This window comes from Crossiella sp. CA198 (assembly GCF_052078295.1).
In the GTDB taxonomy this organism is placed as follows: domain Bacteria; phylum Actinomycetota; class Actinomycetes; order Mycobacteriales; family Pseudonocardiaceae; genus Crossiella.
In genome coordinates this window covers 13,633-37,629 of sequence record NZ_JBQJIM010000023.1, presented here as the reverse complement: position 1 = coordinate 37,629, position 23,997 = coordinate 13,633, and the positions used below count along the sequence as shown (strand labels likewise).

At 70.2% G+C, this 23,997-nt stretch carries 21 protein-coding genes; 12 read left to right on the top strand and 9 right to left on the bottom strand.

Going from position 1 to position 23,997, the window contains the following annotated elements; genetic code table 11:
- The first annotated feature begins 16 nt into the window (after positions 1–16).
- Entirely contained in the window at positions 17–1,621 is a 1,605-nt protein-coding gene (locus ACTOWY_RS32900) for an FAD-dependent oxidoreductase (RefSeq protein WP_441313489.1), read from the top strand.
- Here the strand turns inward: ACTOWY_RS32900 and ACTOWY_RS32895 are convergent.
- On the bottom strand, positions 1,554–2,942 hold the full coding sequence (locus ACTOWY_RS32895) for a family 43 glycosylhydrolase (RefSeq protein ID WP_441313488.1): 1,389 nt from the start codon (positions 2,940–2,942) through the stop codon (positions 1,554–1,556). The two genes, ACTOWY_RS32900 and ACTOWY_RS32895, sit on opposite strands and share 68 nt — an antisense overlap.
- A gap of 352 nt (positions 2,943–3,294) precedes the next feature.
- Here ACTOWY_RS32895 and ACTOWY_RS32890 point away from each other — a divergent pair, with 352 nt between their 5' ends.
- A complete protein-coding gene (locus ACTOWY_RS32890; RefSeq protein WP_441313599.1) occupies positions 3,295–3,762 on the top strand; it encodes a hypothetical protein in 468 nt (155 codons plus the stop codon).
- Positions 3,759–4,847 (top strand): MAB_1171c family putative transporter, encoded by a 1,089-nt coding sequence (locus tag ACTOWY_RS32885; RefSeq protein WP_441313487.1) that lies wholly within the window; start codon positions 3,759–3,761, stop codon positions 4,845–4,847. Before ACTOWY_RS32890 ends, ACTOWY_RS32885 begins: the two co-directional genes overlap by 4 nt.
- Before the next feature lie 10 nt (positions 4,848–4,857).
- Here ACTOWY_RS32885 and ACTOWY_RS32880 read toward each other — a convergent pair whose 3' ends face one another.
- Entirely contained in the window at positions 4,858–5,253 is a 396-nt protein-coding gene (locus tag ACTOWY_RS32880) for a hypothetical protein (RefSeq protein ID WP_441313486.1), read from the bottom strand.
- Positions 5,254–5,375: 122 nt separating this feature from the next.
- Between ACTOWY_RS32880 and ACTOWY_RS32875 the strand changes: the two genes are divergently transcribed.
- Together ACTOWY_RS32875 and ACTOWY_RS32870 are read left to right on the top strand one after the other, a co-directional pair.
- Complete coding sequence (locus ACTOWY_RS32875; protein ID WP_441313485.1) at positions 5,376–6,023, top strand: nitroreductase family protein; 648 nt, start codon at positions 5,376–5,378, stop codon at positions 6,021–6,023.
- Positions 6,024–6,047: 24 nt separating this feature from the next.
- Positions 6,048–6,830: a cyclase family protein gene (locus tag ACTOWY_RS32870; RefSeq protein WP_441313484.1), complete on the top strand. Its 783-nt coding sequence runs from the start codon at positions 6,048–6,050 to the stop codon at positions 6,828–6,830.
- A 621-nt stretch (positions 6,831–7,451) separates the two neighbouring features.
- Here ACTOWY_RS32870 and pdxR read toward each other — a convergent pair.
- The 4 genes from pdxR to ACTOWY_RS32850 all read right to left on the bottom strand — a co-directional run bounded on the left by pdxR (position 7,452) and on the right by ACTOWY_RS32850 (position 10,816).
- Complete coding sequence (pdxR, locus tag ACTOWY_RS32865) at positions 7,452–8,831, bottom strand: MocR-like pyridoxine biosynthesis transcription factor PdxR (protein ID WP_441313483.1); 1,380 nt, start codon at positions 8,829–8,831, stop codon at positions 7,452–7,454.
- The gene (locus ACTOWY_RS32860) at positions 8,824–9,282 is read right to left on the bottom strand and encodes a carboxymuconolactone decarboxylase family protein (protein WP_441313482.1); all 459 of its coding nucleotides are present in this window, start codon (positions 9,280–9,282) and stop codon (positions 8,824–8,826) included. Before ACTOWY_RS32860 ends, pdxR begins: the two co-directional genes overlap by 8 nt.
- An 83-nt stretch (positions 9,283–9,365) precedes the next feature.
- Positions 9,366–10,181, bottom strand: a complete 816-nt coding sequence (locus ACTOWY_RS32855) for an alpha/beta fold hydrolase (protein ID WP_441313481.1) — start codon at positions 10,179–10,181, stop codon at positions 9,366–9,368.
- 38 nt (positions 10,182–10,219) lie between these two features.
- Positions 10,220–10,816, bottom strand: a complete 597-nt coding sequence (locus ACTOWY_RS32850) for a dihydrofolate reductase family protein (protein ID WP_441313480.1) — start codon at positions 10,814–10,816, stop codon at positions 10,220–10,222.
- Between the two features lie 227 nt (positions 10,817–11,043).
- Between ACTOWY_RS32850 and ACTOWY_RS32845 the strand changes: the two genes are divergently transcribed.
- The 5 genes from ACTOWY_RS32845 to ACTOWY_RS32825 all read left to right on the top strand — a co-directional run bounded on the left by ACTOWY_RS32845 (position 11,044) and on the right by ACTOWY_RS32825 (position 16,188).
- Entirely contained in the window at positions 11,044–12,066 is a 1,023-nt protein-coding gene (locus ACTOWY_RS32845; protein ID WP_441313479.1) for a Gfo/Idh/MocA family protein, read from the top strand.
- Positions 12,063–13,385, top strand: coding sequence for a lipopolysaccharide biosynthesis protein RfbH (gene rfbH, locus ACTOWY_RS32840; RefSeq protein WP_441313478.1), 1,323 nt, complete (start codon positions 12,063–12,065; stop codon positions 13,383–13,385). The genes ACTOWY_RS32845 and rfbH overlap by 4 nt, the downstream gene beginning before the upstream one ends.
- Before the next feature lie 28 nt (positions 13,386–13,413).
- Complete coding sequence (locus ACTOWY_RS32835; protein ID WP_441313477.1) at positions 13,414–13,983, top strand: dTDP-4-dehydrorhamnose 3,5-epimerase family protein; 570 nt, start codon at positions 13,414–13,416, stop codon at positions 13,981–13,983.
- A 171-nt stretch (positions 13,984–14,154) separates the two neighbouring features.
- Positions 14,155–15,162, top strand: coding sequence for a hypothetical protein (locus tag ACTOWY_RS32830; protein ID WP_441313476.1), 1,008 nt, complete (start codon positions 14,155–14,157; stop codon positions 15,160–15,162).
- Between the two features lie 18 nt (positions 15,163–15,180).
- A complete protein-coding gene (locus ACTOWY_RS32825) occupies positions 15,181–16,188 on the top strand; it encodes a hypothetical protein (RefSeq protein ID WP_441313475.1) in 1,008 nt (335 codons plus the stop codon).
- Positions 16,189–16,258: 70 nt separating this feature from the next.
- Here the strand turns inward: ACTOWY_RS32825 and ACTOWY_RS32820 are convergent, their stop codons facing one another.
- On the bottom strand, positions 16,259–17,041 hold the full coding sequence (locus tag ACTOWY_RS32820) for an amino acid ABC transporter ATP-binding protein (protein ID WP_441313474.1): 783 nt from the start codon (positions 17,039–17,041) through the stop codon (positions 16,259–16,261).
- Positions 17,038–18,507, bottom strand: a complete 1,470-nt coding sequence (locus ACTOWY_RS32815) for an ABC transporter substrate-binding protein/permease (RefSeq protein ID WP_441313473.1) — start codon at positions 18,505–18,507, stop codon at positions 17,038–17,040. Before ACTOWY_RS32815 ends, ACTOWY_RS32820 begins: the two co-directional genes overlap by 4 nt.
- Positions 18,508–18,707: 200 nt before the next feature.
- On the opposite strand from ACTOWY_RS32815, the gene ACTOWY_RS32810 reads away from it, so the two are divergent.
- A complete protein-coding gene (locus ACTOWY_RS32810) occupies positions 18,708–19,787 on the top strand; it encodes an L-dopachrome tautomerase-related protein (protein ID WP_441313472.1) in 1,080 nt (359 codons plus the stop codon).
- A 127-nt stretch (positions 19,788–19,914) separates the two neighbouring features.
- On the opposite strand, the gene ACTOWY_RS32805 is transcribed toward ACTOWY_RS32810, so the two are convergent.
- Positions 19,915–23,475, bottom strand: a complete 3,561-nt coding sequence (locus tag ACTOWY_RS32805) for a discoidin domain-containing protein (RefSeq protein WP_441313471.1) — start codon at positions 23,473–23,475, stop codon at positions 19,915–19,917.
- A gap of 93 nt (positions 23,476–23,568) precedes the next feature.
- On the opposite strand from ACTOWY_RS32805, the gene ACTOWY_RS32800 reads away from it, so the two are divergent.
- Entirely contained in the window at positions 23,569–23,904 is a 336-nt protein-coding gene (locus tag ACTOWY_RS32800) for a hypothetical protein (RefSeq protein ID WP_441313470.1), read from the top strand.
- The last annotated feature ends 93 nt before the right edge of the window (positions 23,905–23,997 follow it).

Below are 23,997 nucleotides of genomic sequence, written 5' to 3'. Positions count from 1 at the left end.
GGACGGGGGCGAGGACATGAGCGAGACCACTGACGTGGTGGTGATCGGTTCGGGCGCGGCCGGACTGTCCGCGGCACTGGCCGCGGCGGTCGGCGGGGCCAGGGTGACCGTGCTGGAGGGCAGTCCGCACTGGGGCGGCACCACCGCGGTCTCCGGTGGTCAGGCGTGGGTGCCGGACAACCACCGGATGGCCGCGCTCGGCGTGTCCGACGACCGGGCGGAAGCGCTGACCTACCTGCTGGGCCGCACCGAGGGCCGGGAACCCGAGCTGGCCACCGCGTTCGTGGACGCCGCGCCGCGGATGGCCCGGTTCGTCGAGGCGCACAGCCCGATCGAGTTCACCGCGATGAGCACCCCGGACTCCTTCGCCGAGGCCCCCGGCGGCAAACCGGCCGGTCGCAACATCGAGGTGGCGCCGGTCGAACTGGGCGGGCTGGGCCGGGCCGACGACCTGTTCTGGCCCGCCGCCTTCCCGATGGTGCTGACGAATGAGGAGATCTCCGGGCTCGGCCTGATGACCGGCGGGCAGCTGCCCCAGGGCCTGATCGAGTACCGGATGACCACCGGCCAGGTCACCCTGGGCCAGGGCCTGATCGCCGGGCTGCTGCACGGCTGCCAGGCGGCTGGCGTCCAACTGCGGAAAGGCCAGCCGGTCACCGAGCTGACGCTGGAGCACGGGTGGGTGGACGGGGTGCGCACCCCGTCCGAGAGCATCCGCGCGGACGCGGTGATCCTGGCCTGCGGTGGTTTCGAGCACGATCACGACCTGGCCGAGGCGAAGTTGCACGGCCCGTTCCGGCACCCGGTCTCACCGCCGGTCAACCGGGGCTCCGGGATCCGGCTGGCGTACCAGGCCGGGGCGTCGTTCAGGCACCTGGGCGAGGCGTGGAGCTGGCCGGTACGGCAGGGCTCGACCTGGGCGGACGGCTCGCCACGGCCGGAACTGGTGCTGGCCGAACGGATGCTGCCGCACGTGCTCTGGGTCAACCAGGCCGGACGGCGGTTCGTCAACGAGTCCAGCCACAACGTGGCGCTGGCCTTCGCCGAGACCGATCCGGCCACCGGCCTGCCCGCCAACCTGCCCGCCTGGGCCATCGCCGACGCGCACTTCCGCGCCCGCTACCCCTTCGCCGGGGCCTACCCCGGCCAGCCGCTGCCCGCGCAGGTCCGCCAGGCCGACACCCTGCCCGAACTGGCCGACCAGCTCGGCATCCCGGCCGCCACCCTGACCGCGACCATCGCCGAGTTCAACACGCACGCGGCCCAGGGCACCGACCCGGAGTTCGATCGCGGCTCGTTCGCCTACGACCGCCACGGCGGCGACCCGAGCGCAGCGCACCCCAACCTCGGCCCACTCACCGAACCCCCGTTCCTGGCCATGCCGGTGCAGGCCGGACTGGTCGGCACCAAGGGCGGGCCAAGGGTGGACGCGCACGCCAGGGTGCTGTGCTGGGACGACTCGCCGATCAGAGGCCTCTACGCCGCGGGCAACGCGATGGCCGCCCCGATCGGCCCAGGCACGGTGTCCGCGGGCGCCACCATCGGCTCCGCGCTCACCTGGGGGTGGATAGCGGGCGCAACGACATCCGGTCTACATCGCACACCAGCCGAGCCCCGGTGAGATCGGTCGCGCACACCCCGAGGAAGCCGCGGGCGACCGGCAACGGCGGCCCGATCCCGGTCCAGCTCCCGCCGTCGGCGGAAGCGGTGAAACGCAGCTCGCCGTGCTGGATCAGGGCGCGCAGCCAGACCGGTCCGCTCGGCCAGGGCAGCGGGTCGGCAGGGGCGCCGAGCTGACCGTTGTCGCTGGTCAGGACGGCGAGGCAGCGGCCAAGGTGCTCGTGATGGGTGAGGTGCAGCCAGTGCCAGCGGGTGTGGTCGGTGTAGTGGATCAGTCCGGCCAGCTGCTGGAAATGCGTGGGCTGGGCGTCGAGCACGGCGGTGAACTCGCAGTCCTGGTGCTGGTGGCGGGCGAGCAGGCTGACCCGGTGCCGGCTGGCCGGGGACTCGTCCGCGCGCAGGCGCAGCCAGCCGGGACGTTCGCCAAGGGAGAGCCAGCCTGGGTCGGGCGGTCGGCGCACGGACTGCCAGCAGAAGGCGAGTTCGGTGGCGTCGAAGTCGTCGGCCAGGTGGGCCGGATCAGGTGCGGTGGGGTTGATCCGTGGCCGCTGTCCGCCGACCCGCGGCCACCCGTCCCCCGCCCACTCCACCGCCCGCACAACGGTTTCCGGCCCCAGCGCGCACCCGTCCGCCGGCCACGCCGTCAGCCACCACTCCCCCGCCCTGCCCTCGATCAGGCACCCCGCCCCGCCCCCGGCCACCAGCGCGCCGTGCGGATCCGGGTGGAACGGCCCGGTCAGGTGCGGCGACCTGGCCAGCGCGATCCCCTCGGCCACCAGGTAGTACCAGCCCGCCCGCCGGTGCAGCCGGGCTCCCCGGTCACCGCCGCGCACCGGGTGCGCCCGCCCGGTCAGCCGCCGCGCGCCGCGATCGAACTCCTGCGCCCAGGTCCCGCCGAAGGAGTCTCGGCCCGGCCGGTGGTCCCACTCCGCCCACAACAGGTACGACCGCCCCGCCTCGTGGTAGAGCGAGGGCTGGAAACCCTTGGCGTGCAACAACTCCGGCGGCGACCAGGGGCCGTGCGGCGAGGGGGCGCGCAGGTGGAAGATCAGCGAATCGGCGAAGCCGTGCCCGCCCGCGGAGAGCACCGTGCTGTACAGCAGGTGGTACACACCGTCCACATAGGACAGGGCAGGTCCGCGCAGGACACCGGATTCCGGTATCTCGAGTTGTTCCAGTGGATGCGGGAGTTGTTCCCAGCGCGCCAGGTCCGGGGAGCGGAACAGCAGCACGCCGGGATAGAAGCCGCCGGTGGCGATGGCGGCCAGGTACTCGCCGTCGGCCTGGATGATCGACGGGTGGTCGCGCTGATTCGTCGTCATGGGCGCTCCCCGTTCCCCCGTGTGGCGGGAGACGTTAGGTCGCGATACTTCGTGGGTCAATGACTACGGCTGGCCGGTGACCGTAAGTTCACTTTTCCCAGGTAGTTCGATGATGTGGCCATGTGTCCGCCGCCAACCGGGTGGCAGTCTCCGCCAGAATCACCGCGGGCGGACCGTCCTAAAAGGTCATTACCCCCGAGTAGGCGAAGACTTTACGCAGGTCAGCGGCATCGGCGGCCGGAGAGCGCCGGGTGTACGGCAGCCGGGAAGTCGCCGCGGCCACATCAAACATGCTGGCCACGCCTGCACTCCGCGCGAGGTTGCTGGCACCATGGCGTCCGTGTCGCGGCTGGTGAACGAACGCAGGTTGCGCCAGGAGTGCCGCCGGTTGCTCAGGGAGCTGGGCCTGCGGCCGCCACTGGACGTGCGGGAGCTGTGCCGCCGGGTCGGCGAACGCCGCGGGCGGCCGATTCACCTGATGCCGCACCGGTTTCCGGTGCCCGGCCCGTTCGGCGCGTGGACCGCGGGCGCCGAGGCCGACCACATCCACTTCCAGGCCGAGACCTCCGCCGCGCACCAGGATCACATCATCCTGCACGAGCTGAGCCACCTGCTGGCCGGGCACGAGCCCACGCCGGAGCGGGCGCTGTTCCGGCGCACCCACTACACCACCGCGGCCGAGTACGAGGCCGAGGCGCTGGCCACCATCATCCTGGAGTGGTCGGCGGTGGCCGGGCGGGTCAATCCCGGGCGCTCCAGCACACTGCCCGCGCGGCGGATCAGCCGCAGCCTCTCCGGTGAAGCGGTGGGCTGGTTGTGACCGCGGTCTACCCGATCGCCACCTACCTCACCCTCACCTGGGTGCTGTTCCTGCTCGCCCGCCGCCCGCACGACATCCGGTTGCGCGCCATCGTCGGCGTGGTCGCCTGCTGGGCGGTGGCCTACCCGTTCCAGGCGCTGGCCAACGACCACGTCACCTTCCTCGGGCTGCCACCGATGGCCTCCCGGTTCCTCCAGCACTCCCTGTTCCTGATCGCGGTGAACTTCCTGATCGTGTTCTTCCTGCACTCCGCGCTGGAGGAGGAGCTGGCCCGGCGGCGGGCCCGCTGGTGCGCGGTGCCACTGGGTGTGGCCGTGACGGTGCTGCTGGTGACCGCGGCGCTCACTCCGCCGTCAGCCGACACCAACGACCAGTCGGTGACCAGCATCGCGGTGTTCTTCCTGACCTCCAACCTCTACGTGGTGTTCGGCTTCACGCTGTCCTGCGTCTGGACCCTGCGGCACGCCCGCGGCGCCGAACCCCGGCTGGCCCGCGGGCTGCGGCTGGCCGCGGTCGGCCTGGCCGGGATCGTGGCCGCCGACCTGGTGTTCCTGCCGACCGTGCTGATCCGCTGGGCCGGCGGGTTCGCGCCGCGCTGGTTCGTCGACATCGGGATCACGCTGGTACTGCTGGGGATCGTGCTGTTCCTGGCCGGGGTGTGCTATCCGGCCGCCGGCATGCGGGTGGCCGGGCTGGGCGTGTGGTGGCAACACCTGCTGCTGTACCGGCGGCTCTATCCACTGTGGACGATCCTGCACGAGCGGTTCCCACAGGACACGCTGGAGTCCTTGCCCGCCAACACCCTGCGCGAGCTGTACGGGTTACGCGGGGTGCACCGCCGCTACTACCGGCGGGTGATCGAATGCCGGGACGGGCTGGTGCGGATCAGCCCGTACCTGGGCTGCTCGCGCCGGGCCGGCCTGCCGCTGGCCGAACAGCTGCGCGCCGCGCTGCGGGCACACGCGGCAGGCATCCCGGCCGCGGTGCACGCGGTGCCGGTGGCGATCCCGCGGGCCGAGGGCCTGGAAGCCGATGTGCGCGAACTGGTCGCGCTGTCCGACGCGCTGCGGAGCGCGCCGCGCTGACCGGGTGGGCTCAGTAGTCGTCGTCCTCGCCGGAGAACTGCTCCTCCAGCTCGTCCGCGGTGGCCGCGAGCAGGCTCAGCGGTTCGGTGAACTCGTTGAGGTCCAGGTTCTCCAGCGGCAGCGTATGCCGCAGCACCACGTGCTCACCCATGATCACCACGCCCCCGGCCACCGTGTTGTGCCCGACCTCGACCAGCAGCGCGTGCAGGTCGACCCGCCCGGCCCGGCCGCACGGCGAGGCGATCTGCACCCACTCGTGCTTGCCGTCAAGTACCTCCCGGCCCAGCAACACGGTCTGGCTGCGGTCGTCCTCGAACCGCACCAGCAGCCGCAGTTCGTCCGGCTGCTGATCGACCACCTTGTAGGCCGACCGGACGTAGCTGACCAGCTCGTCCCAGGTTGCCACGATGCCCCTCCCCGATGACCGGAACAACTCCGCGCCGAAGCCTAGTGGCAGCCGATCTATTCCCGGCGTTCCACAGTGCGAGATCACGCCACCGGGTCAACCCGGGTCCCGATACTGATCACATGACCGAGCTGTCCGCGCACGAGGTGCTCACCACCACCCGCACCGTCCGCCGCCGCCTCGACCTGGACCGCCCGGTTGACCCAGACCTCATCCGCCAGGCCCTGACCACCGCGCTGCAGGCCCCCAGCAGCTCGAACGCCCAGCGCTGGCACTTCCTGGTGATCACCGACGCCGACCGGCGAGCGGCCATCGGCGAGTACTACCGGCGCGCGGCCGAGGAGTATTTCGAGACCGCGGAGTCCGCGGGCAACCAGCCACACGAGGATCCCGCCCGCCAGCGCACCCAGCAGCGGGTCCGGGCCAGTTCCGCGCACCTGGCCCAGCACATGGGCCGGGTACCGGTGCTGGTCATCCCGGCCGTCGAGACCCCGGACGTCACCGAGTTGCCCGCGGGCAACCAGTCCGGCCTGTGGGGCACCATCCTGCCCGCCGCCTGGAGTTACATGCTCGCCGCCCGCAACCTGGGCCTGGCCGCCGCCTGGACCACCCTGCACCTGAAGTACGAACGCGAGGTAGCCGACCTGCTCGGCCTGCCACCGACCGTGCACCAGGCCGCCCTGATCCCCACCGCCCACTACACCGGCGACGGTTTCAAACCAGCCGCCCGCCAGCCGCTGGATGAGGTCCTGCACCTCAACCGGTGGTGACAACGGCTGGGTCATGATGGAGGCATGCGCACCTTCGTCGACATCTCCGTCCCCCTGATGAGCGGCATCGCCTCCGACCCGCCCGGCTTCACCCCGGAGATCACCTACCTGGACCACCAGGACACCGCGGCCGACGTCGTCTCCTTCTTCCCCGGCGCGAAGAAGGAGGACCTCCCGGACGGCGAGGGCTGGGCGCTCGAATGGGTGCGGATGACCACGCACTGCGGCACCCACCTGGACGCGCCCTACCACTATGCGTCCACAATGGACGGTGGCCAGCGCGCCATCACTATTGACGAGGTGCCGCTGGAGTGGTGCCTGCAACCCGGGGTGAAACTGGACTTCCGGCACCTGCCGGACGGGTACGTGGTGACCCCCGCGGACATCGACGCGGAACTGGCCCGGATCGGGCATACGTTGAGCCCGTTGGAGATCGTGGTGGTCAACACGAGCGCGGGCACCCGGTATGGGCAGCCGGACTATGTGTCGAAGGGGTGTGGGGTCGGGCGGGCGGCGACGCTGCACCTGCTGGAGCAGGGGGTGCGGCTGACGGGGACGGACGCGTGGAGCTGGGATGCGCCGTTCGTGCATACGGCGCAACGGTATGCGGCGGAGGGGGACCCGTCGGTGATCTGGGAGGGTCACAAGGCGGGACGCGACATCGGCTACTGCCACATCGAGAAGCTCCACAACCTGGAAGCCTTGCCCGCCACCGGTTTCCAGGTCTCCTGCTTCCCACACAAGGTCCACCGCGGGTCAGCAGGCTGGACCCGAGCAGTAGCCATCATCGACACCCCAGAGCCATAACCCAGAACACCCCAAACCCGAGTGTTGGCCGTTGTGGTACGCCGAGTTGGCCGTTGTGGACGCCGAGTTGGCCGTTGTGGACGCCGAGTTGGCCCAACTCGTACGCCAAGTTGGCCGTTGTGGGACGGGGCGGGCGGGGCGGAGGGGTGAAACCCCCACGACGAGGGCCCTCGCGTGTTCTCCGTACGGCCTGGAGCATGCAGACCACACCTCACCGAGCGGCCCCCGCAACACAAACCGCCGCCCGGCCAGCCCAACGCGACGGGGGCCGCTCGGTGAGGTGTGGTTGGCTGGCGGAAGGCCGTACGGAGAACACGCGAGCCCTCGGAGCCACGCTGGATCAGGCCCCGGCAGCCCAAACCCCGCCCCGCAACCTGCTCATCCCGGGGTTTGATCTGCCTCCCCCCTCCGGTGGTCTGCCCGGCCGGCGAGGCCATCCCTTTTTGATCTTCGGGTTTTGATCTAAACCAAAATCAAGATCAAGATCGTCCTCGCCGGACGGGCAGAAATCAAAGGATGGGGGAAAGAACAAGAGCAAAGACGAAGAGCAAGAGCAGTGCTCGTGTGCGGTTCCCCGCCCCCGCCCCCCGCCCCGGGCTTCGCCCAACCGCAACGGCGTCGTCAGCGCAAAATGTCCAGGAGCGCCTGCAAGGTTCGGCGCCAGGCGTGCGGGGCCGGGGTGGCGAAGCCGAGGACCAGAGCCGCGGCGGAGTCAGCGCTCTGGCTGTGCCAATACCCGAACGCGTGCATTCCTTGCAGGAGTAGCCCATCGGCGCGGGCCTTGGCGACGAGACGAGTCTCCTGCTCGACCGAGTCCAGCGGAAGCAGGGTTTGCAGCCCGGCTGGGATTCCGTGCACCGCGGCCCCGGTGGCATCCTCGATCGCGGTGACCAGTTCCGTGCGCCGGCGCCGGTAGGACTGGCGGGCGCGGCGGATGTGGCGGTCGTAGTCGCCGTGGGTGATCAGGTCGGCCAGGGCCATCTGGTCCAGTGATGGGACGGTGGCGCCCAGGGCGAAGAGCTTGGTGTGGACCGGGTTTCGCAGGGCGGGTGGGAGGACGAGCCAGCCGATGCGGACGCCAGGGGCCATGGTTTTGCTGGTGCTGCCTGCGAAGATCACTCGATCGGGGGCCAGGGCTTGCAGGGCGCCTACGGGGCGTTGGTCGTAGCGGAATTCGCCGTCGTAGTCGTCCTCGATGACATAGCCGTCCACCCGGGTCGCCCAGTCCACAAAGGACTTTCGGCGGGATGGGGACAGCAGGTACCCCATGGGGAACTGGTGGTTGGGGGTGAGCAGGGCGGCTCGGGCCCCGGTGGGCAGGTCGGCGGGGTTGGCGCCGTGGGTGTCTACGGTGAGGGGGGTGGTGGTGAGGCCTGCGGCGGTCAGCCAGTCGCGGTGCAGAGGCAGGCTGGGGTTTTCGGTGGCGATGGTGGTGATGTCCTGGTCGTGCAGGACTCGGGCCAGGACGGCCAGGGCGTGGCTGAAGCCGCAGGTGATCACTACCGAATCGGGATCGGCTTGTACGCCTCGGGTGCGGGCTACGTAGTCGGCCACCGCGGCGCGCAGGGCGGGGAGGCCGGCCGGGTTGGCGTAGTCGAAGTCCAGGCGGCCCGCGGTGGACAGGACCCGGCGGATGCTCGCGGTCCAGGCCGTGCGGGGGAAGGTGCTGATGTCGGGGCGGCCGGGGCGTAGGTCCAAAGTGGACTGTGGAGGCGGCGGTGCGGTGGAGGGCTGGACGCCGGTGGCGGGGGCTACCCGGGTGCTGGAGCCCGCGCTGCCGATCAGCCAGCCTTCGGCGATGAGCTGGGTGTAGACCTGGACCACGGTGCCGCGGGCCAATCCCAGGTCAGCGGCCAGGCGGCGGGTGCCGGGCAGGCGGGCGCCGGGGGCGAGGCGGCCGGTGCGGACCGCCTCGCGTAGCGCCTCCTCCAGGGACCGGCCCACGCCGCCTGGGGTGCGGCGGAGGCCGGCCAGGTGCAGGTCCAGGCCTGGGTCACGCATGTGGGAGTGTGGCGTGACTGGGCACGGCCAGCCGGTTGAAGGCGTTGATCACCACGATCATCCACATCACCGCCTTGTACTGGTCGGGGGTGAGCAGTTCGGTGGCGCGCTGGTACAGCTCGTCGGGGACGTCGCGGGTTTCGGCCAGCCGGGTGACCTCTTCGGTCAGTTCCAGGGCGACGCGTTCCTGGTCGGTGTAGAGCTGGGTTTCCCGCCAGGCGTTGAGCAGGAAGATCCGGCGCTCGGTCTCGCCCGCTTTGCGGGTTTCCTTGGTGTGCATGTCAATGCAGAACGCGCAGCCGTTCATCTGGGAGGCGCGGATCTTGACCAGTTCGAGCAGCTTGGGGTCCAGGCCCGCCGCGCGGCCCGCTTCGGCCACCTGGGTGTTGATGTCGATCAGGGCCTTGTAGGCGCTGGGGATACCGGGGCTGAGTTGGATTCGCTGGGTCACACCGGCAACGTTAGGCGTGGTACAGCCGGTCCGCTGTACCGCTTGGGGGGTGGTTCCGTGTACCGGTTGGGTGGTCCGCGGGGTCAGTCCTGGGCGCGCAGGAAACCGTCGATGAGGGTGTTCACCGTTTCGGGGACTTCCAGGGCGGCCAGGTGCGCGGCGTTGTCCAGCACCACGAAGCGGGCGCCGGGGATGGCGTCGGCCATCGCCCTGGTCTCGGCCACCGGGAAGGTCTGGTCCTGCACGCCCGCGACCACCAGCACCGGGGTGCGGATGAGGCCGAACAGGCCGCGCTGGTCCGGTCGGCGCGGCACCACGCTGGTCACCGCCCAGGTCACCGAATGCACGTTGATCCGCCTCAGCGCGGCCCGGATGGCGGCGACCGCGTGCGGGCGGCTGCGCAGCGAGGTCGGGCCGAGGAAGGCGTTGAGCACCGAGGGCACCAGGGGTGCGCGGACGCCGCCGAGCAGCCGGGCCACCCTGGTGAGCAAGCCGTACTCGATCCGCTGGCGGCGGCCTGCCGGGGAGGCGGTGCAGTTCATCAGCACCGCGGCCCCGATCCGGTCCGGGTACCTGGCGGCGAAGGTGCCGCCGATCATGCCGCCCCAGGAGTTGCCCACGAAGTCGGCCCGGTCCAGGCCGAGGTGGTCCAGGATCTGCCGCACGCAGGTGGCGCACTCCTCGAAGGTAAACTCCTGGCCCAGCGGCTCGCTGCCGCCGTGCCCCGGCGGGTCCACCAGCAGCACCTGCCGCGTCCCGGCGAAATACTCGGCCTGGGCTGTCCACAGTGCACTGTCCATCAGCAGACTGGGCCAGAACAGCAACGGGGGCCCGGCACCGGCCCGGCGCACCCGCAGGCGGCCGAGCACGGTGGGCACGTGGACGTCCTGGAGTTCCATGGGGGCCTCCCGTCACCGAGGTGCGAAGAGACTACCCGTCAGCGCACCACGCGGTACTTCAAGTGCGTGACCGCGCTGCCCTGCACGGTGGAGATCGGCCCCTCCAGGGTCACCGGCGAGCTGGCCAGCGAGGCGAAGTAGGGCACGCCGCCGCCTAGCACCACCGGCACCAGGTCGATCCACACCTCGTCCACCAGTCCGGCGTCCAGGGCCTGGCCGCCGGTGATGCCAGCGGCGACGCCGACCTGCCGGTCCCCCGCGATCTCCTTGGCCTTGGCCACCGCGGCCTCGATGCCCTCGGTGACGAAGACGAAGTTCTCGCCGTCCTGGTCCCAGCCGTCCGGGACGCTGTGCGTGAGCACCACGGTGCGCACGCCGAGGGGGTGCTCACCGCCCCAGCCGTTGGTCAGGTCGAACAGCCTGCGGCCCACCAGCAGCGCGCCGGTGTCGCTCAGAATGCCCTGGAAGTACGCGGCGCTGGTCTCGGTGAGCTTGAAGGTCAGCGTGGGATGCCTGGTCTCGACCACGACGTCACCGTTCTCGTACCACTGGAACAGCTTGTCGAAGCCGCTCTCGCCGGGCCCGGAGACGTACCCGTCCAGCGACATGCTCGCGCCGACATACACCTTGGCCATGGTCCCGCTCCTCTGTTGCTGTTGCGGTTGTCATGAGGTCTGACCCGGGCCGCGGGCGGAACTCATCGGTCCCTCGGCAGCCATTCCGCGCGGGAGGAGCCGCGGGGCACCAAGCACGGTTTCGCCGTCGCCTTCCAGATCGGGTCAGTGGTGACTACAAAACCTGTAATGCGGCACTACTGGTTTCGCTAGTGCTCTGGACTGGCGACTCCCCATAGCCTCGAAGAATGCCGCCAGCAGCAACCGGAAATATCCGGACAATTGCGAAAGAGGTCATCAAAATTGGCGTACTCGGCTGCGCCGATATCGCCTCCCGCCGAATTCTGCCGACCGTCGCGCGCAACCCGGAACTGCGACTGACCGCCGTGGCCAGCCGGGATCCCGGCAAGGCCGCGGCACTGTCCACCAGGTTCGGGGCCGACCCGGTCACCGGCTACGAACAGCTGCTGACCCGCCCGGACGTGGACGCGGTCTACCTGCCACTACCCGCCGCCCTGCACACCGAATGGATCACCCGCGCACTCCTGGCCGGCAAGCACGTGCTGGCCGAGAAACCACTCTCCACCTCCGCCCAGGACAGCCGGGCACTGCTCGCGCTCGCGCAACGACAGGGCCTGGTGCTGATGGAGAACTACATGTTCCCCTGGCACGGCCAGCACCAGAGGGTGCGCGAACTGGTCAGGGACGGCGCGATCGGCGAACCGAGGGCCTTCGAGGCCACCTTCGCCATTCCGGCCCGCCCGGCAGGCGATATCCGGCACCAGCCCGCGCTCGGCGGTGGCGCGCTGCTGGACACCGCCGGTTACCCGGTGCAGGCCGCGCAGCTGCTGCTCGGCGGCGAACTGCGGGTGCTGGGCGCGACCCGGTGGTCGGACCCGGAGCTGGGCGTGGACCTGGGTGGCACCGCGCTGCTGGCCGATCCGGCCGGGGTCAGCGCCCAGCTCACCTTCGGCCTCGGCCACGCCTACACCTCCCGCTACTCCTTCCTGGGCAGCGCCGGCCGGCTGTCCCTGGAACACGTCTTCACCCCGCCCGCCACCCACCGCCCGGTCCTGCACCTGCACCGCCAGGACCACCGGGAAGAACTGACCCTGGCCGCCGATGACCAGTACGCCAACGCCATCGCCGCCTTCGCCGGGGCCGTGCTCGGCCGGGCGGACGCGAACACCGCGACCACCCTGCGGCAGGCCGAACTGATCGACGAGATCCGGCTGTGCCAGGCCGGGAACCCACCAGGAGGCCAGCTGTGACCAGCTCCGCGAAACGCCACATCCTCGACCTGGTGGCCGGCTACCACCACGACCAGCCCGGCCGCGAGTTCCAGCCGGGCGTGACCCCGCTACTGGCCTCCGGCGCGGTGCTCACCGCGGCGGACCGGGTGGCGCTGGTGGAGGCGGCCCTGGACCTGCGCATCGCCGCCGGGGCCAGCTCGCGCAAGTTCGAGCGCGACTTCGCCCGCTATTTCGGGCTGCGCAAGGCACATCTGACCAACTCCGGCTCCTCGGCCAACCTGCTCGCGCTCTCCGCGCTGACCTCACCGCAGCTCGAAGATCATCGGCTGCGGCCAGGCGATGAGGTGATCACGGTGGCCGCGGGTTTCCCGACCACGGTCAACCCAATCCTGCAGAACCGCCTGACACCGGTGTTCGTCGACATCGAGCTGGGCACCTACAACACCACCCCGGAGCGGGTGGCCGCCGCGATCGGCCCGCGCACCAGGGCGATCATGATGGCGCACTCGCTCGGAAACCCGTTCGCCGCAACGGAGATCGCCGAACTCGCCGAGCAGCACGGCCTGTTCCTGATCGAGGACAACTGCGACGCGGTCGGCTCCACCTACCAGGGCAGGCTGACCGGCGGCTTCGGCGATCTGGCCACGGTCAGCTTCTACCCGGCGCACCACATCACCATGGGCGAGGGCGGGTGCGTGCTCACCGACAACCTCGCGCTGGCCCGGCTGGTCGAGTCGATGCGGGACTGGGGCCGGGACTGCTGGTGCGAACCGGGTGAGGACGACCGCTGCTTCAAGCGGTTCGACCAGCAACTGGGCACGCTGCCGCAGGGCTACGACCACAAGTACATCTTCAGCCACATCGGCTACAACCTGAAGTCCACCGACCTGCAGGCCGCCCTTGGCCTGACCCAACTGGCCAGGGTCGAGGAGTTCGGTGCGGCGCGGCGGCGGAACTGGCGCAGGCTGCGCGAACACCTCGACGGCGTGCCCGGCCTGCTGCTGCCCGAACCGACCCCCGGCTCGGACCCCAGCTGGTTCGGTTTCGTGCTGACCGTGCTGCCCACCGCGGCCTACACCCGCAAGGACCTGATCGCCTTCCTGGAGGCCCGCAACATCGCCACCCGGCGGTTCTTCGGCGGCAACCTGACCCGGCACCCGGCCTACGACGGCGCCGAGTACCGGGTGGCCGGCGAGCTGACCAACAGCGACGTGGTCACCGCGGACACCTTCTGGGTCGGCGTTTTTCCCGGTCTGACCGAGGAGATGATCGATTACATCGGTGCGTCCATCACCGAGTTCGCGCTCCGGCACGCCGGTGTCCGGCTGGCCCGCTGAGCGCGGAAGGCGCTGCTGAGGAGGGCGAATGCTGTTCCACCACACCGAGTTGCCCGGGGCACTGGTCATCACCCCTGAGCCGATCGCGGACGAGCGCGGCAGCTTCTTCGAGAACCTGCGCACCGAGGAACTGGCCAAGGAGACCGGCAGGCCGTTCAGCCCGCAACAGATCAACTACTCGGTGTCCCGGCGGAACACCCTGCGTGGCCTGCACGGCGTGCGCAACCCACCTGGCCAGGCCAAATACGTCACCTGTGTGCGGGGTGCGCTGCGGGACATCATGGTCGACCTGCGGCTGGGCTCGCCCGCCTACGGCAAGTACGTGGTCACCGAGCTGACCGCGGCCGAGGGCACCGCGCTCTACATCCCGGAGGGCTTCGGCCACGGCTTCCTCAGCCTCGCCGAGGACACCTGCATCAGCTACGTGCTCGGCACCGCGCACGTGCCCGGCACCCAGATCGACATCAACCCGCTGGACCCGGAACTGGACCTGCCCTGGGGATTCGACAGCTTCCCGCTGATCTCGGCCAAGGACGCCGCCGCACCCAGCCTGGCGCAGGTACGGGACCAGGGCCTCCTCCTCCAGTTCCCGGGCTGAGCAGATCACCGAAAGTCCCGTGCCCGGCGTCGAGTTGGCCAAAGTGGTACGCCCAGATGGGCCAACTAGGCGTACCACTTTGGCCAACTCGGCCTTATGGCGGCTGGCATCGGAGCTTTACAACGTTGCAGAATGGGGGTTCAAACTGGGGTTTCTGAGGGGGAACAACGCATGTCAGGCGTTTCCTTGGCGCGCGCGGCCACTGTCGCGGCACTCATCGGCACCGTTGTCGGCACCGGACTCGCGGCACCCGCTTCGGCGGCGCCGAACCCGGTTTGCACCTGGCAGGCGCAGGCGGTCGCCGCGCCCGCCGGGCTTGATCCGCAGTACGCCAGCGTCACCGGGGCGGACGGGCTGGGCGGCTACTCCGGCTACTACGCCCCCAACAGCGGCGACATCACCCTGCTGCGCTGGACCGGCGGGGTCCCGGCGAGGCTGGCCCCGCCCGCCGGGGTGAACTGGGTGTTCCCCAGGGGCGAGAACCGGTCCGGGACCATCCTGGTGGACGGGATGAACACCGCGACCGGGGCGAAGCAGGTGTTCACGCTGTCCCGGTCCGGGTCCTACCACTCGCTGCCGGTCCCGGCCGGGCTGACGAATCCGACCGGCGCCGCGATCAACAACCGTGGTGACGTGGTGGCCTCGGCCCGGCGCAGCTCGGATGACCGGAACGTGGTGCTGCTGTGGGAGGCGCTCTCGACCGGATCCGGGCCGCGGGTGCTCGACCTGCCGGAGGCGAGTTTCCCGACCGCGGCGGACCTGGATGAGGACGGGGCCGTGCTGGTCAGTGGCGGCTACGAGGTCTTCGTCTGGCGGGACGGGGTGACCACCCGGCTGCCGGAGCCGACCGGGGCCGTGGTGGGCCGGGCGATCAGCGACGGCCTGGTGATCGGCACGAGCTATGGCAGTTCGGCCCGGTCTTATGTCTGGGATTCCCGTGGCGGCAAGGTGGCCTACCCCGAGCGCGGTCGCACCGCCGAGGGCGTCAATCGCAACGGGCTGATCGCCGGGGAACGGGTGGACGGACCGGCCTCGGTGTGGCAGGGCTCGACCTTCCTGGCCGAGCTGCCCGCACTGGACGGACGGCCCGGCAGGCCGCACCTGGTGGCCGATGACGGGTCCGTGTTCGGCGAGACCTTCGAGCCGGGCAGTGTGCCGGTGCAGTGGTCCTGCCGCTGACAACTGGGGAGAAGAGCCATGCTCAGCAAGGAAACCATCCGAACGGTAGGGACAGTGCTGGCGGCGGTCGCGCTGACCGCCGGACTCACCACCACCGCGGCCGCCGCACCCGCGGACGCGCCGTGCACCTGGCAGGTGACCCCGGTGGCGGGGCCGCCCGGGATACCGGCCAGCGAGTTCACCGTGACCGGGTCCAACACCCAGGGCGGGTACTCCGGGTACCGGCGGGCGACCGTCGACGACGCGGAGTTCTTCCGCTGGGTCAACGGTTTCGCCGTGCGGCAGCCCGCCGCGCCGGGAGTGACCGGGGCGCAGCCGGTGGCTGAGAACAACGCCGGGACGGTGGTGTTGCGCGGCAAGGACGCCCAGGGCGAGCGGGTGCTGCTGACCCACTCCCCGGCCGACGGCTACCGCACCCTGCCGCTGCCCGCCGGGGCCAGGCTGCAGGACTCGGCCGCGATCAACGACGGCGGCGATGTGGTGGCCGCGATCTGGCAGGGCGGCAAGGACTTCGTGCTGCGGTGGCGGGCCGGTTCGAGCACGCCGGAGGTGATCACGCCGCCGGGAACCGGGGTGCCGATCCTGGTCGACATCGATGAGGACGGGACCGTGCTGCTCAGCGGCGGGCGGAGCAACGTGCACGTGTGGCGGGCCGGGGTGTTCACCGCGATGCCGGGCTCGACCGACGCGATGGCGCGCTCGCTGAACAACGGGCGGGTGGTCGGTCTCCGGTTCAACGGCCAGCACCCGGTCACCGCCTGGCAGTGGGAACTGGGCACCGGCGTGGTCAGTCAGCCACTGCGCGGCGGCGCGGCGCACGGGATCAACCGGCTCAACCTGATCGGCGGGCAACTGGACAATGTGGACGGACCGCCCGCGGTGTGGCGCGGCACCCGGCTGCTGGCCGAACTGCCACTGCCGCCCGGTGCGACCGGTGGGCGGGTCAACCTCGTGGGGGACGACGGGGTGCTGCACGGCAAGGCCAGCACGCAGCCGTCGATTCCGGTGCGCTGGCACTGTTCCTGAGCTGACAGTACGGTGAACCGCCGCTGAGTGAGCCGGGCGCTGTCCGCACCTGGGACAGCGCCCGCGCTGCTCAGCCCGGGTCCAGGATGCGCTTGAGGAAGCGCCGGGTGCGTTCCTCGCGCGGGTCCTCGATCACCTGACTGCCCGGACCCCGCTCCACGATCACCCCGCCGTCCAGGAACAGCACCTGGTCGGCCACCTGCCCGGCGAAGCGGATCTCGTGCGTGACGATCACCATCGTCCAGCCCTGCGCGGCCAGGTCCTTGATCACGGCGAGGACCTCGCCGACCAGTTCCGGGTCCAGCGCCGAGGTCGGCTCGTCGAAGAGCACCACCTTCGGCTTGAGTGCCAGCGCGCGGGCGATGCCGACCCGTTGCTGCTGCCCGCCGGAAAGCTGGTACGGGTAGGCGTCGGCCCGATCGCCGAGTCCCACCTGGTCCAGCAGGACCTTCGCCTCGGCGACGGCTTCTTCCTTGGGCCGCTGCTGGGCGATGACCGGGCCCTCGATGATGTTCTCCAGGACCGTGCGGTGCGGGAACAGGTTGTGCGCCTGGAACACCATGCCGCTCTGTGCGCGCAGCCTGCCGCTCTCCCGGCGACCGGCCTTGCCCTTGGGCAGCGCGGCGAAGTCCACCTCGACCTCGTCGATCCGGACCACCCCGCGTTCGGGGTTCTCCAGCGCGTTGAGCGAGCGCAGCAGGGTGGTCTTGCCCGAGCCGGACGGTCCCAACAGGACGGTCGAACTCCCGCGCGGTGAGTCGATGTCGATGCCGCGCAACACGTGTGCGTCGCCGAAGGACTTGGCCAGTCCGCGCACCCGGATGCGGAGGTCCTGCTCTGCGGTCTCAGTCATGTGCTCACATACCTGTTCAGTCGGATCTCCAGTCGTTTCTGCGCGGCGGACAGGCCCACGCAGATCAGCCAGTAGTACAGCCCGGCGAAGGAGTACAGCGCGAGGAACTCGTTGCTCTCCGCCGCAGCCAGCTGGGACTGCCGGAACAACTCGGTCAGCAGCACCACCGAACCCAGTGAGGTGTCCTTGACCAGGGACAGCAACGTGTTGGACAGCGGTGGCACCGCGGTCCTGGCCGCCTGCGGCAGGATGATCCGGCGCAACGTCTTCGAGTAGTCCAGCCCGATGGTAGCGGCGGCCTCGAACTGGCCCTTGGGCACGGACAGGATCGCCGAGCGCACGACCTCGGCGGCGTAGCCTGCCACGTTGAGGCTGAAGGCGATCACCGCCGCGGCGAAGGGCGGGAACTTCAGCCCGAGCTGGGGCAGCCCGTAGAAGACGATGAACAACTGCAGCAGCAACGGGGTGCCGCGGATGATCGAGATGAACGCGCGGGCCAGTCCGGCCAGCACCCGGTAGGACGAGATCCGGGCCAGCGCCACGAACAGCGCCAGCACCAGGCCGATGGCGAAGCTCAGCGCGGTCAGCGGGATGGTCACCTCGACCAGTCCGACGAACATCGGCCACGCGGTGCTGGCCAGCACCTCCCAGGTGCTGCGGCTGCCCCTGCCTTGGGACAGGTCGGCGCTGCCGCCGTCGGGCACCGAGACGTTGGCCTTGAAGTACTTCTGCGAAATGCCGCTGAGCGTGCCGTCGGCCTGGAGCGCGGTGATCGCCTGATTGGCCTGGGCCAGCAGGGTTTCGTCGCTCTTGCGGAAGGTCAGCGCCTGCTCGCTGATCTTGTCCCCGGCGTTCCCGGCGATCTCCACCGCGGTGGAGCCGGTGCTGGCCAGGTAATCCAGCACGGCGATGTTGTCGTTGACGATCGCGTCCACCCGGCCCTGCGCGAGCAGTGCGGCGGCCTGCGCGAACCCTTCGACTGCCTCGACCTTCGCCCCGGCGTCCTTGGCCACCTTGGCCCAGTTGCTGGTGCTGGACTGGGCGGTGGTCTTGCCGTTGAGGTCGGCCAGCGACTTGATGGCGGTCTCGCCCGTGCGCCGGACGACCACGCCGCGGGAGTAGGTGTAGGTGCTGGACAGGCCGTATTTGGCCTTGCGTTCGTCGTTGACCGAGACCTGGTTGGCGATCAGGTCGATCCGCCGGGCGTCCAGCGCGGGGAAGATCGCGTCCCACTGGGTCTCGACGAACTCCAGCCGCCACCCGGCCTTGCCGGCGATCGCCTTGATCACTTCGATGTCGTAGCCGGTGAGTTCCTGGCCGCGCGGATCGTGGAAGGAGAACGGCGGGTAGGTCCCCTCGGTGCCGACCCGGACCACGGGTTGTTCGGCGGCCTGCGCGCTCGCCTGCCCCGGCAGCACGATCAGCAACAGCAGGAACAGCACCACGCCCCTGAGCGTGTGTCGCATCAGCGACTCCCTCGACTTCGGCCAGCTGCCCGGAAGCCGGGCGTGAGCCGGAGACTAGTGCGCTCGGGGGCCGCACCGCCGGGTGATCCACTATGCGGGATCCGGCCGGGAAAGCTACGTCACTCGTTGGTGACCTGGTCACCGCGAGGTGCCCTGCCGCCCTTGCGGGTAACCACCACCTGTTGTTTAGGTTGCGGCACATGAGGTTTTCCGCCGTACTGCTGGCGGCCGCACTGGCCCTCCCCGTGGCCACCGCGACCGCCGAAGCCGCCGCCCGAGTCGACCTGCGAGTCGCCGCGCAGAGCCAGGACATGATCTGGAACGCGGTGGCCGTGGACCGGAACCGGGTCTTCGTCTCCGGCCCACGCTGGAGCGGCTCCCGCGGCCCGGCCCTGGCCAGGCTGAGCCGAGGTGTCCCCCGGCCCTATCCGAACGCGGCATGGAACTCCTGGCAGCCCGGTCAGGACCCGGCCGGGAAGTTCGTCAACATCAACGCCATCCACCACGACGGCCACGGTTCGCTGTGGGCGGTGGACACCGGGTCACCCGATTTCGGCGGCAACCCGCTCCCCCGGGCCGCCAAACTGGTCCGGATCAACCTGCGCACCAACCAGGTCACCCGGGTCTACCACTTCGCCGACTCGGTGGCGCTGCCCGGCAGCTACGTCGACGACGTCCGGTTTCACGGCCGCCATGCCTACCTGACCGACGCGGGCCGCCCCGGTCTGATCGTGCTCGATCTGGTCACCGGGTCGGCCCGGCGGGTGCTGGACAACCACCCGTCCACCCTCGCCCCGGCCGACCGGCCCCTGGTCCTGGACGGCGCGGTGGTCCGAGCCCCGGACGGCAACCCGCTGCGGGTGCACGCCGATCCGCTGGAGCTGTCCCCGGACCGCCAGTGGCTCTACTACGGCTCCCTGCACGGCCCCTGGTCACGCATCGCCACCCGCGACCTGGACAACCCTGGACTGTCCGCCGCGGAGCTGGCGGCCCGGGTCGAGCCCTGGGCCGACCTGCCCGCGGTCGGCGGCACCGCGATGGACCGGCACGGGAACCTGTACTTCACCGACCTGGTCGAGCACGCGCTCAAGCGGCGCGCACCCGACGGCCGGATCACCACCGTGGTCCAGGACCAGCGTCTACATTGGACGGACGCGCCCTTCCTCGCCCCGGACGGCCGGATCTGGCTGCCGGTGCCGCAGATGGACCGGGTGGCCCTGTTCCACGGCGGCCAGGCGCGGGTTCAGTGGCCGATCCAGCTGTTCACGGCGCGGCCGTGATCAGCACCTGAAGCCGGCGTGTTGGCCGTTGTCGTACCCAGTGTTGGCCGAACTGGTACGCCATTCGGCCAACACACCGTCCACAACGGCCAACACACCGTACGACAACGGCCAACACGGTGACGAGTCAGCGGGTGTTGTAGCCCTCCGCCACCAGGTTTGGGGTGCCGGATGGCTGTTTCGCCGGGTTCCAGGTGGCGGTGATCGGGCGGGATTCGCCAGGGAGCAGCCACAGGTAGTTGTCGGTGTAGGTCACTGGCAGCACGCGCTCGCCGGAACGCCGGTCGCGCACGGACAGCCGGATCAGCGCGGCCACCGTGCGGCCCTCGTTGCGCAGGGTCGCGGTCAGCCTGCCCGGCCGCTGCTCGCCGACTCGCACCGAAACCCTGGTCTGCGCCAACGTGTTGAGCTGGCGCATGTCCTCCGGTTTGCGGTAGCGCCAGTAGGTGTTCTCCGAGAGCACCTTGCCCTTGCCGTCGCTGAGCACCAGCCGCAACAGGTGCAGTGCGGGCAGGTCGGCGCCGAACGGCACCGTGAACGCGCGGGTGATGTTGGCGGCGGCGATGGCGAGCTGCTGGGACTGCGGGGGGCCGAGCTGCTTGCCGTTGAGGTCGAACAGGGTGGCCTTGACCGTGGCGCCGGTGATCGCCACCGTGGTGTGGTTGGCCGCGACCACCCGGCCGTCCGGATTCGCCTGCACGTGCAAGGCTTCGCAACCCTTGCGGGCGCCGTAGTAGCTGCCGTTGACGTCCAGGTCGTAGTCGTAGGTCTGCCACACCGTGCTGTGCCAGGCCGGGTGCGACATCCACAGCAGCAACGCGTTCGCGTCCTGCCACAGGTTCGCCGTCCACGCCTCGAACATGGCGCGCATGTTCTCGTAGTTGACGAACTGGGCCTTGCGGCAGAACTCGGCCAGGCTGGTCGACTCGCCGAGCCGGGTGTTGATCGCCTCCAGGTAGGTCTGCGGCCGCTGGTTGCCCTTGGTGGACCAGTCGTGGTGGAACCAGGTGATGTCGATCGGCCAGCCGGGATGGTCCTTGCCGACCAGGTTGCGCATGCTCTCCACCACCGGGATGGTGGGCATGCCGATCTCGGTGTGGAAGCCGAAGTTGTTGGTGTCGTAGGTGCTCGCCTCGAAGTACTTGGCGGGCTCCACCCAGTAGTACGGGCCGTGCCCGGAGACGAAGCCGCCCGCGGAGTCCGGCATGTACAGGATCTCGCTGTGTTCCTCGGCGATGGCCTTGGCGATGCCGTTGTGGATGGCCGGTGGCGGGTGCTGTTCGTTGGCCGCGCACCAGACCACGATGCAGGGGTGGGTGCGGTAGCGCAGGATGGTGTCGCGGGCGACGTCGACGTAGCCGGGCGGGTCGGCCAGGAAGGCGCCCGCTTCCCAGAAGTCGTTCCACACCAGGATGCCCTGCTCATCGCACTGGGCGAACAGCTCCTCCCGGTAGCTGCTGCCGATCCAGTTGCGGATCATGGTGAAGTTCATGTCGCGGTGCATCTTGACCACCGCGTCCATCCGGTCCGGGACCATCCGGCGCAGCAGTTCGTCCCAGCCCCAGTTGCCGCCGCGGCAGTACACCTGCACGCCGTTCACGCTGATCCGCAACGGGATCGGCGCGTTGCTGACCTTCTTGGCATCCGTCCAGCTCTGGCCGTCGGCCGAGGTCTGCACGGTGAAGTCCTTGGCGTAGGCGGTTTCCCACAGCAGCACCACCCGGTCGAACCCGGTGTCCGCGCCGAGGTCCACCTGGATCCACTGGTTGTCGGTGTACTCCGAGGACCAGCGGGTGCCGGTATTGCCGTCGACCACGTTGCCCGCGGCGTTGCCAGGATTGTCCACTGAGGACGCGCTGGCCGTTTTACCAAGGGCCAGGTCGACATCGGGTTTGACACTGTCCACAACGGACAGGCTCCACATCGAGTTGCCCCAGCCGGTGGCCCTGGTGTGACACAGGATCCGGACGTGCCTGGCCTGGACGCGGGCGAACTCGACGGTCTGTTTGGCCGAGTTGGTGGCCGGGTCGATCTTGATCGGGATGTCGTAGCCGTAGCCGAACTGGCGGATGCCGAAGCGCAGGCTCCGCTGGTCGCTGCGCACCCCGCCGACGGTGGCGGTCAGGGTGAGGTCGTGCAGGTTGGGGTCGCCGTACCCGTTGGGCCACCACAGTTTCGGGTCACGCAGCCGCAACGCCGGGTGCTCGGCCGGGGTGAACACGGCGTTGGCGCTGCCACCGGCGGGCACGGTCACCGTGCCGCGCAGGCTGATCGCGCCGAAGTTCGCCTGCACCAGCACGGACACCGGCGTCGAACCAGGGTTGCGCACCGGGACACTGATCTTGACCTCGGCCAGGCCGGTGTCCGGCAGGTTGGGCAGGGTGGTCTCCACCCGCGGGTCGCCGAAGACGGCCGAGCCGGTGCTGCGCAGGCGAACGTGGTTCCACAGCCCGGCGCCGCGGTCGCGCACGGCGGGCATCCAGTCCCAGCCGGAGGCGGCCAGGTAGGTGGGCGAGTCCAGGTAGAGCTTGCCGGAGTGCAGGAAGGCCAGGCCGTCCGCGCCCTTGTCGCCCGCGGTGCCCGGATGTGGCATCGGGTCGACCCGGATGGCCAGGTTGTGCTTGCCGTTGCCCGCTTTCAGGGCTTCGGTGATGTTGAGGTGGGCGCGGGCGAACGGGCTGGTCACGGTGCCGACCTTGTGCCCGTTGAGCCAGACCTCGCCGTGGTGGTTGACCCCGTCCAGTTCCAGCCACACCTGCCGCCCGGCGCTGACATCCAGCTCACGCGGCACGGTGAAGGCCCGCCGGTACCACCAGCTGTGCCGGGACAGCGCCTCCGGGATGTGCAGGTTGTGCTGCCCGGACACCGGATCCGGCAGGTGTCCCTGGTCCACCAGGTCGGCCAGCACGGTGCCGGGCACCGAGGCCGGCAGCCAGGTGGTGGTGTCGATGCTCGGGCCGGACAGCGCGGCGCCGTCGCTGCTGCCCGCCCACTCGTCCATGGTCAGCGACCAGCCGGATTCCAGGGGCACGGTGCCGTCCTTGCCGACGGTCAGCGCCGGGGCGGGGCGGGTGTTGCGGCCCCAGTCGGTCCAGCCCTTGACCGCGGGGCGCGGGCGTTCGGTGCTGCCGTAGACCTCGAAACCGTTGAGCCCCACCGGGTTCGTGTTGTGCGTGCGCGAGGTGGACAGCCGCACCCAGCGGCCGCCGGCGGGCGTGGGCAGCGCGATGTCGACCTGGCCGCCAGGACCGGAGCCGGTCTCGTACACGGTGCGCCAGGCGGTCCCGTTGTCCGAGACCTCCAGCCGGAAGGCGGTGGCGGCGCTGGAGAGGATCTCCGAGCCGTCGGTGTCGGAGAAGGGGTTCCAGCCGGTGCCGGGCACGTAGGCCGGGTCGGTCAGCCTGGCCTCGAAGACCAGGCGGACCGCCTCGATCCGGCACTGGGCCTGGAGATCCACGATCAGCCACTGCGGTCCCGCCGCCTCGGCCCGCCAGCCGCTGCCGCGCACCCCGGTGACCGACAGGCCGTCCACCGCGAACTCCGGCGGGGCGGCGGCATAGGCGGTGGAGGAGGCGGTGACCGGCCGGAACCTGGCCAGATCGGTGCGCGGCGGAGCGGCCTGTCCCGGATCAGGGGCCGCGGCCGCGGCGCCGGGTAAGGCGACGCCGACACCGACGCTGGCGAGCAAGGTGCCCGTGCTGGCAAGGAAACCGCGTCGCGAGACTGGTCCAGTCGCATTCGCCATGCCGGACATCAGACCTTGGTTCAAGGCGTGGAACAAGTGGACAAGCAGGACAGAAATCCGGCCGTCCTGGAATCAGTCAACCGGCGTCAGCACCGGTTTCCGCTGCTCGCGGGTGATCCGTCGCTCTTCCATCAGCGCCGTCAGGCAGTGATGACAGCGATTTGTCCACCACCGGCGCGGCCGGTGGGCCAGGCGATGCCACCGGGTGGGTCCACCGGTCAGCATCTTCTGGTGGGCTCGGTCCAGGGCCTGATCGGCCGCGATCAGCAGCCGTCCCAGGATCAGGACCAGCGCACCGCCGGCGGTGAGGACAACGAGCACGACAATGAGCGACAAGGGCATGTTGGGGAAGTTCCTACCGACCAGACGTGAAGCGGCCCCGCGACACTGAGGGACCAGCGCGGACAACTGGCGGCGGCGACGCGGACCCTCAGCCGGGGCACGCGTCGCCGCCGCCACCGGGTA

What these genes read in the sequence shown, in the direction of transcription:
- ACTOWY_RS32900 (WP_441313489.1), top strand. Translation starts at nt 17, where the DNA reads ATGAGCGAGACCACTGACGTGGTGGTGATCGGTTCGGGCGCGGCCGGA.
- ACTOWY_RS32870 (WP_441313484.1), top strand. Translation starts at nt 6,048, where the DNA reads ATGCGCACCTTCGTCGACATCTCCGTCCCCCTGATGAGCGGCATCGCC.
- ACTOWY_RS32835 (WP_441313477.1), top strand. Translation starts at nt 13,414, where the DNA reads ATGCTGTTCCACCACACCGAGTTGCCCGGGGCACTGGTCATCACCCCT.
- ACTOWY_RS32895 (WP_441313488.1), bottom strand. Translation starts at nt 2,942, where the DNA reads ATGACGACGAATCAGCGCGACCACCCGTCGATCATCCAGGCCGACGGC.
- ACTOWY_RS32830 (WP_441313476.1), top strand. Translation starts at nt 14,155, where the DNA reads ATGTCAGGCGTTTCCTTGGCGCGCGCGGCCACTGTCGCGGCACTCATC.
- ACTOWY_RS32855 (WP_441313481.1), bottom strand. Translation starts at nt 10,181, where the DNA reads ATGGAACTCCAGGACGTCCACGTGCCCACCGTGCTCGGCCGCCTGCGG.
- ACTOWY_RS32810 (WP_441313472.1), top strand. Translation starts at nt 18,708, where the DNA reads ATGAGGTTTTCCGCCGTACTGCTGGCGGCCGCACTGGCCCTCCCCGTG.
- ACTOWY_RS32845 (WP_441313479.1), top strand. Translation starts at nt 11,044, where the DNA reads ATGCCGCCAGCAGCAACCGGAAATATCCGGACAATTGCGAAAGAGGTC.
- ACTOWY_RS32825 (WP_441313475.1), top strand. Translation starts at nt 15,181, where the DNA reads ATGCTCAGCAAGGAAACCATCCGAACGGTAGGGACAGTGCTGGCGGCG.
- ACTOWY_RS32820 (WP_441313474.1), bottom strand. Translation starts at nt 17,041, where the DNA reads ATGACTGAGACCGCAGAGCAGGACCTCCGCATCCGGGTGCGCGGACTG.
- ACTOWY_RS32850 (WP_441313480.1), bottom strand. Translation starts at nt 10,816, where the DNA reads ATGGCCAAGGTGTATGTCGGCGCGAGCATGTCGCTGGACGGGTACGTC.
- ACTOWY_RS32815 (WP_441313473.1), bottom strand. Translation starts at nt 18,507, where the DNA reads ATGCGACACACGCTCAGGGGCGTGGTGCTGTTCCTGCTGTTGCTGATC.
- ACTOWY_RS32875 (WP_441313485.1), top strand. Translation starts at nt 5,376, where the DNA reads ATGACCGAGCTGTCCGCGCACGAGGTGCTCACCACCACCCGCACCGTC.
- pdxR (WP_441313483.1), bottom strand. Translation starts at nt 8,831, where the DNA reads ATGCGTGACCCAGGCCTGGACCTGCACCTGGCCGGCCTCCGCCGCACC.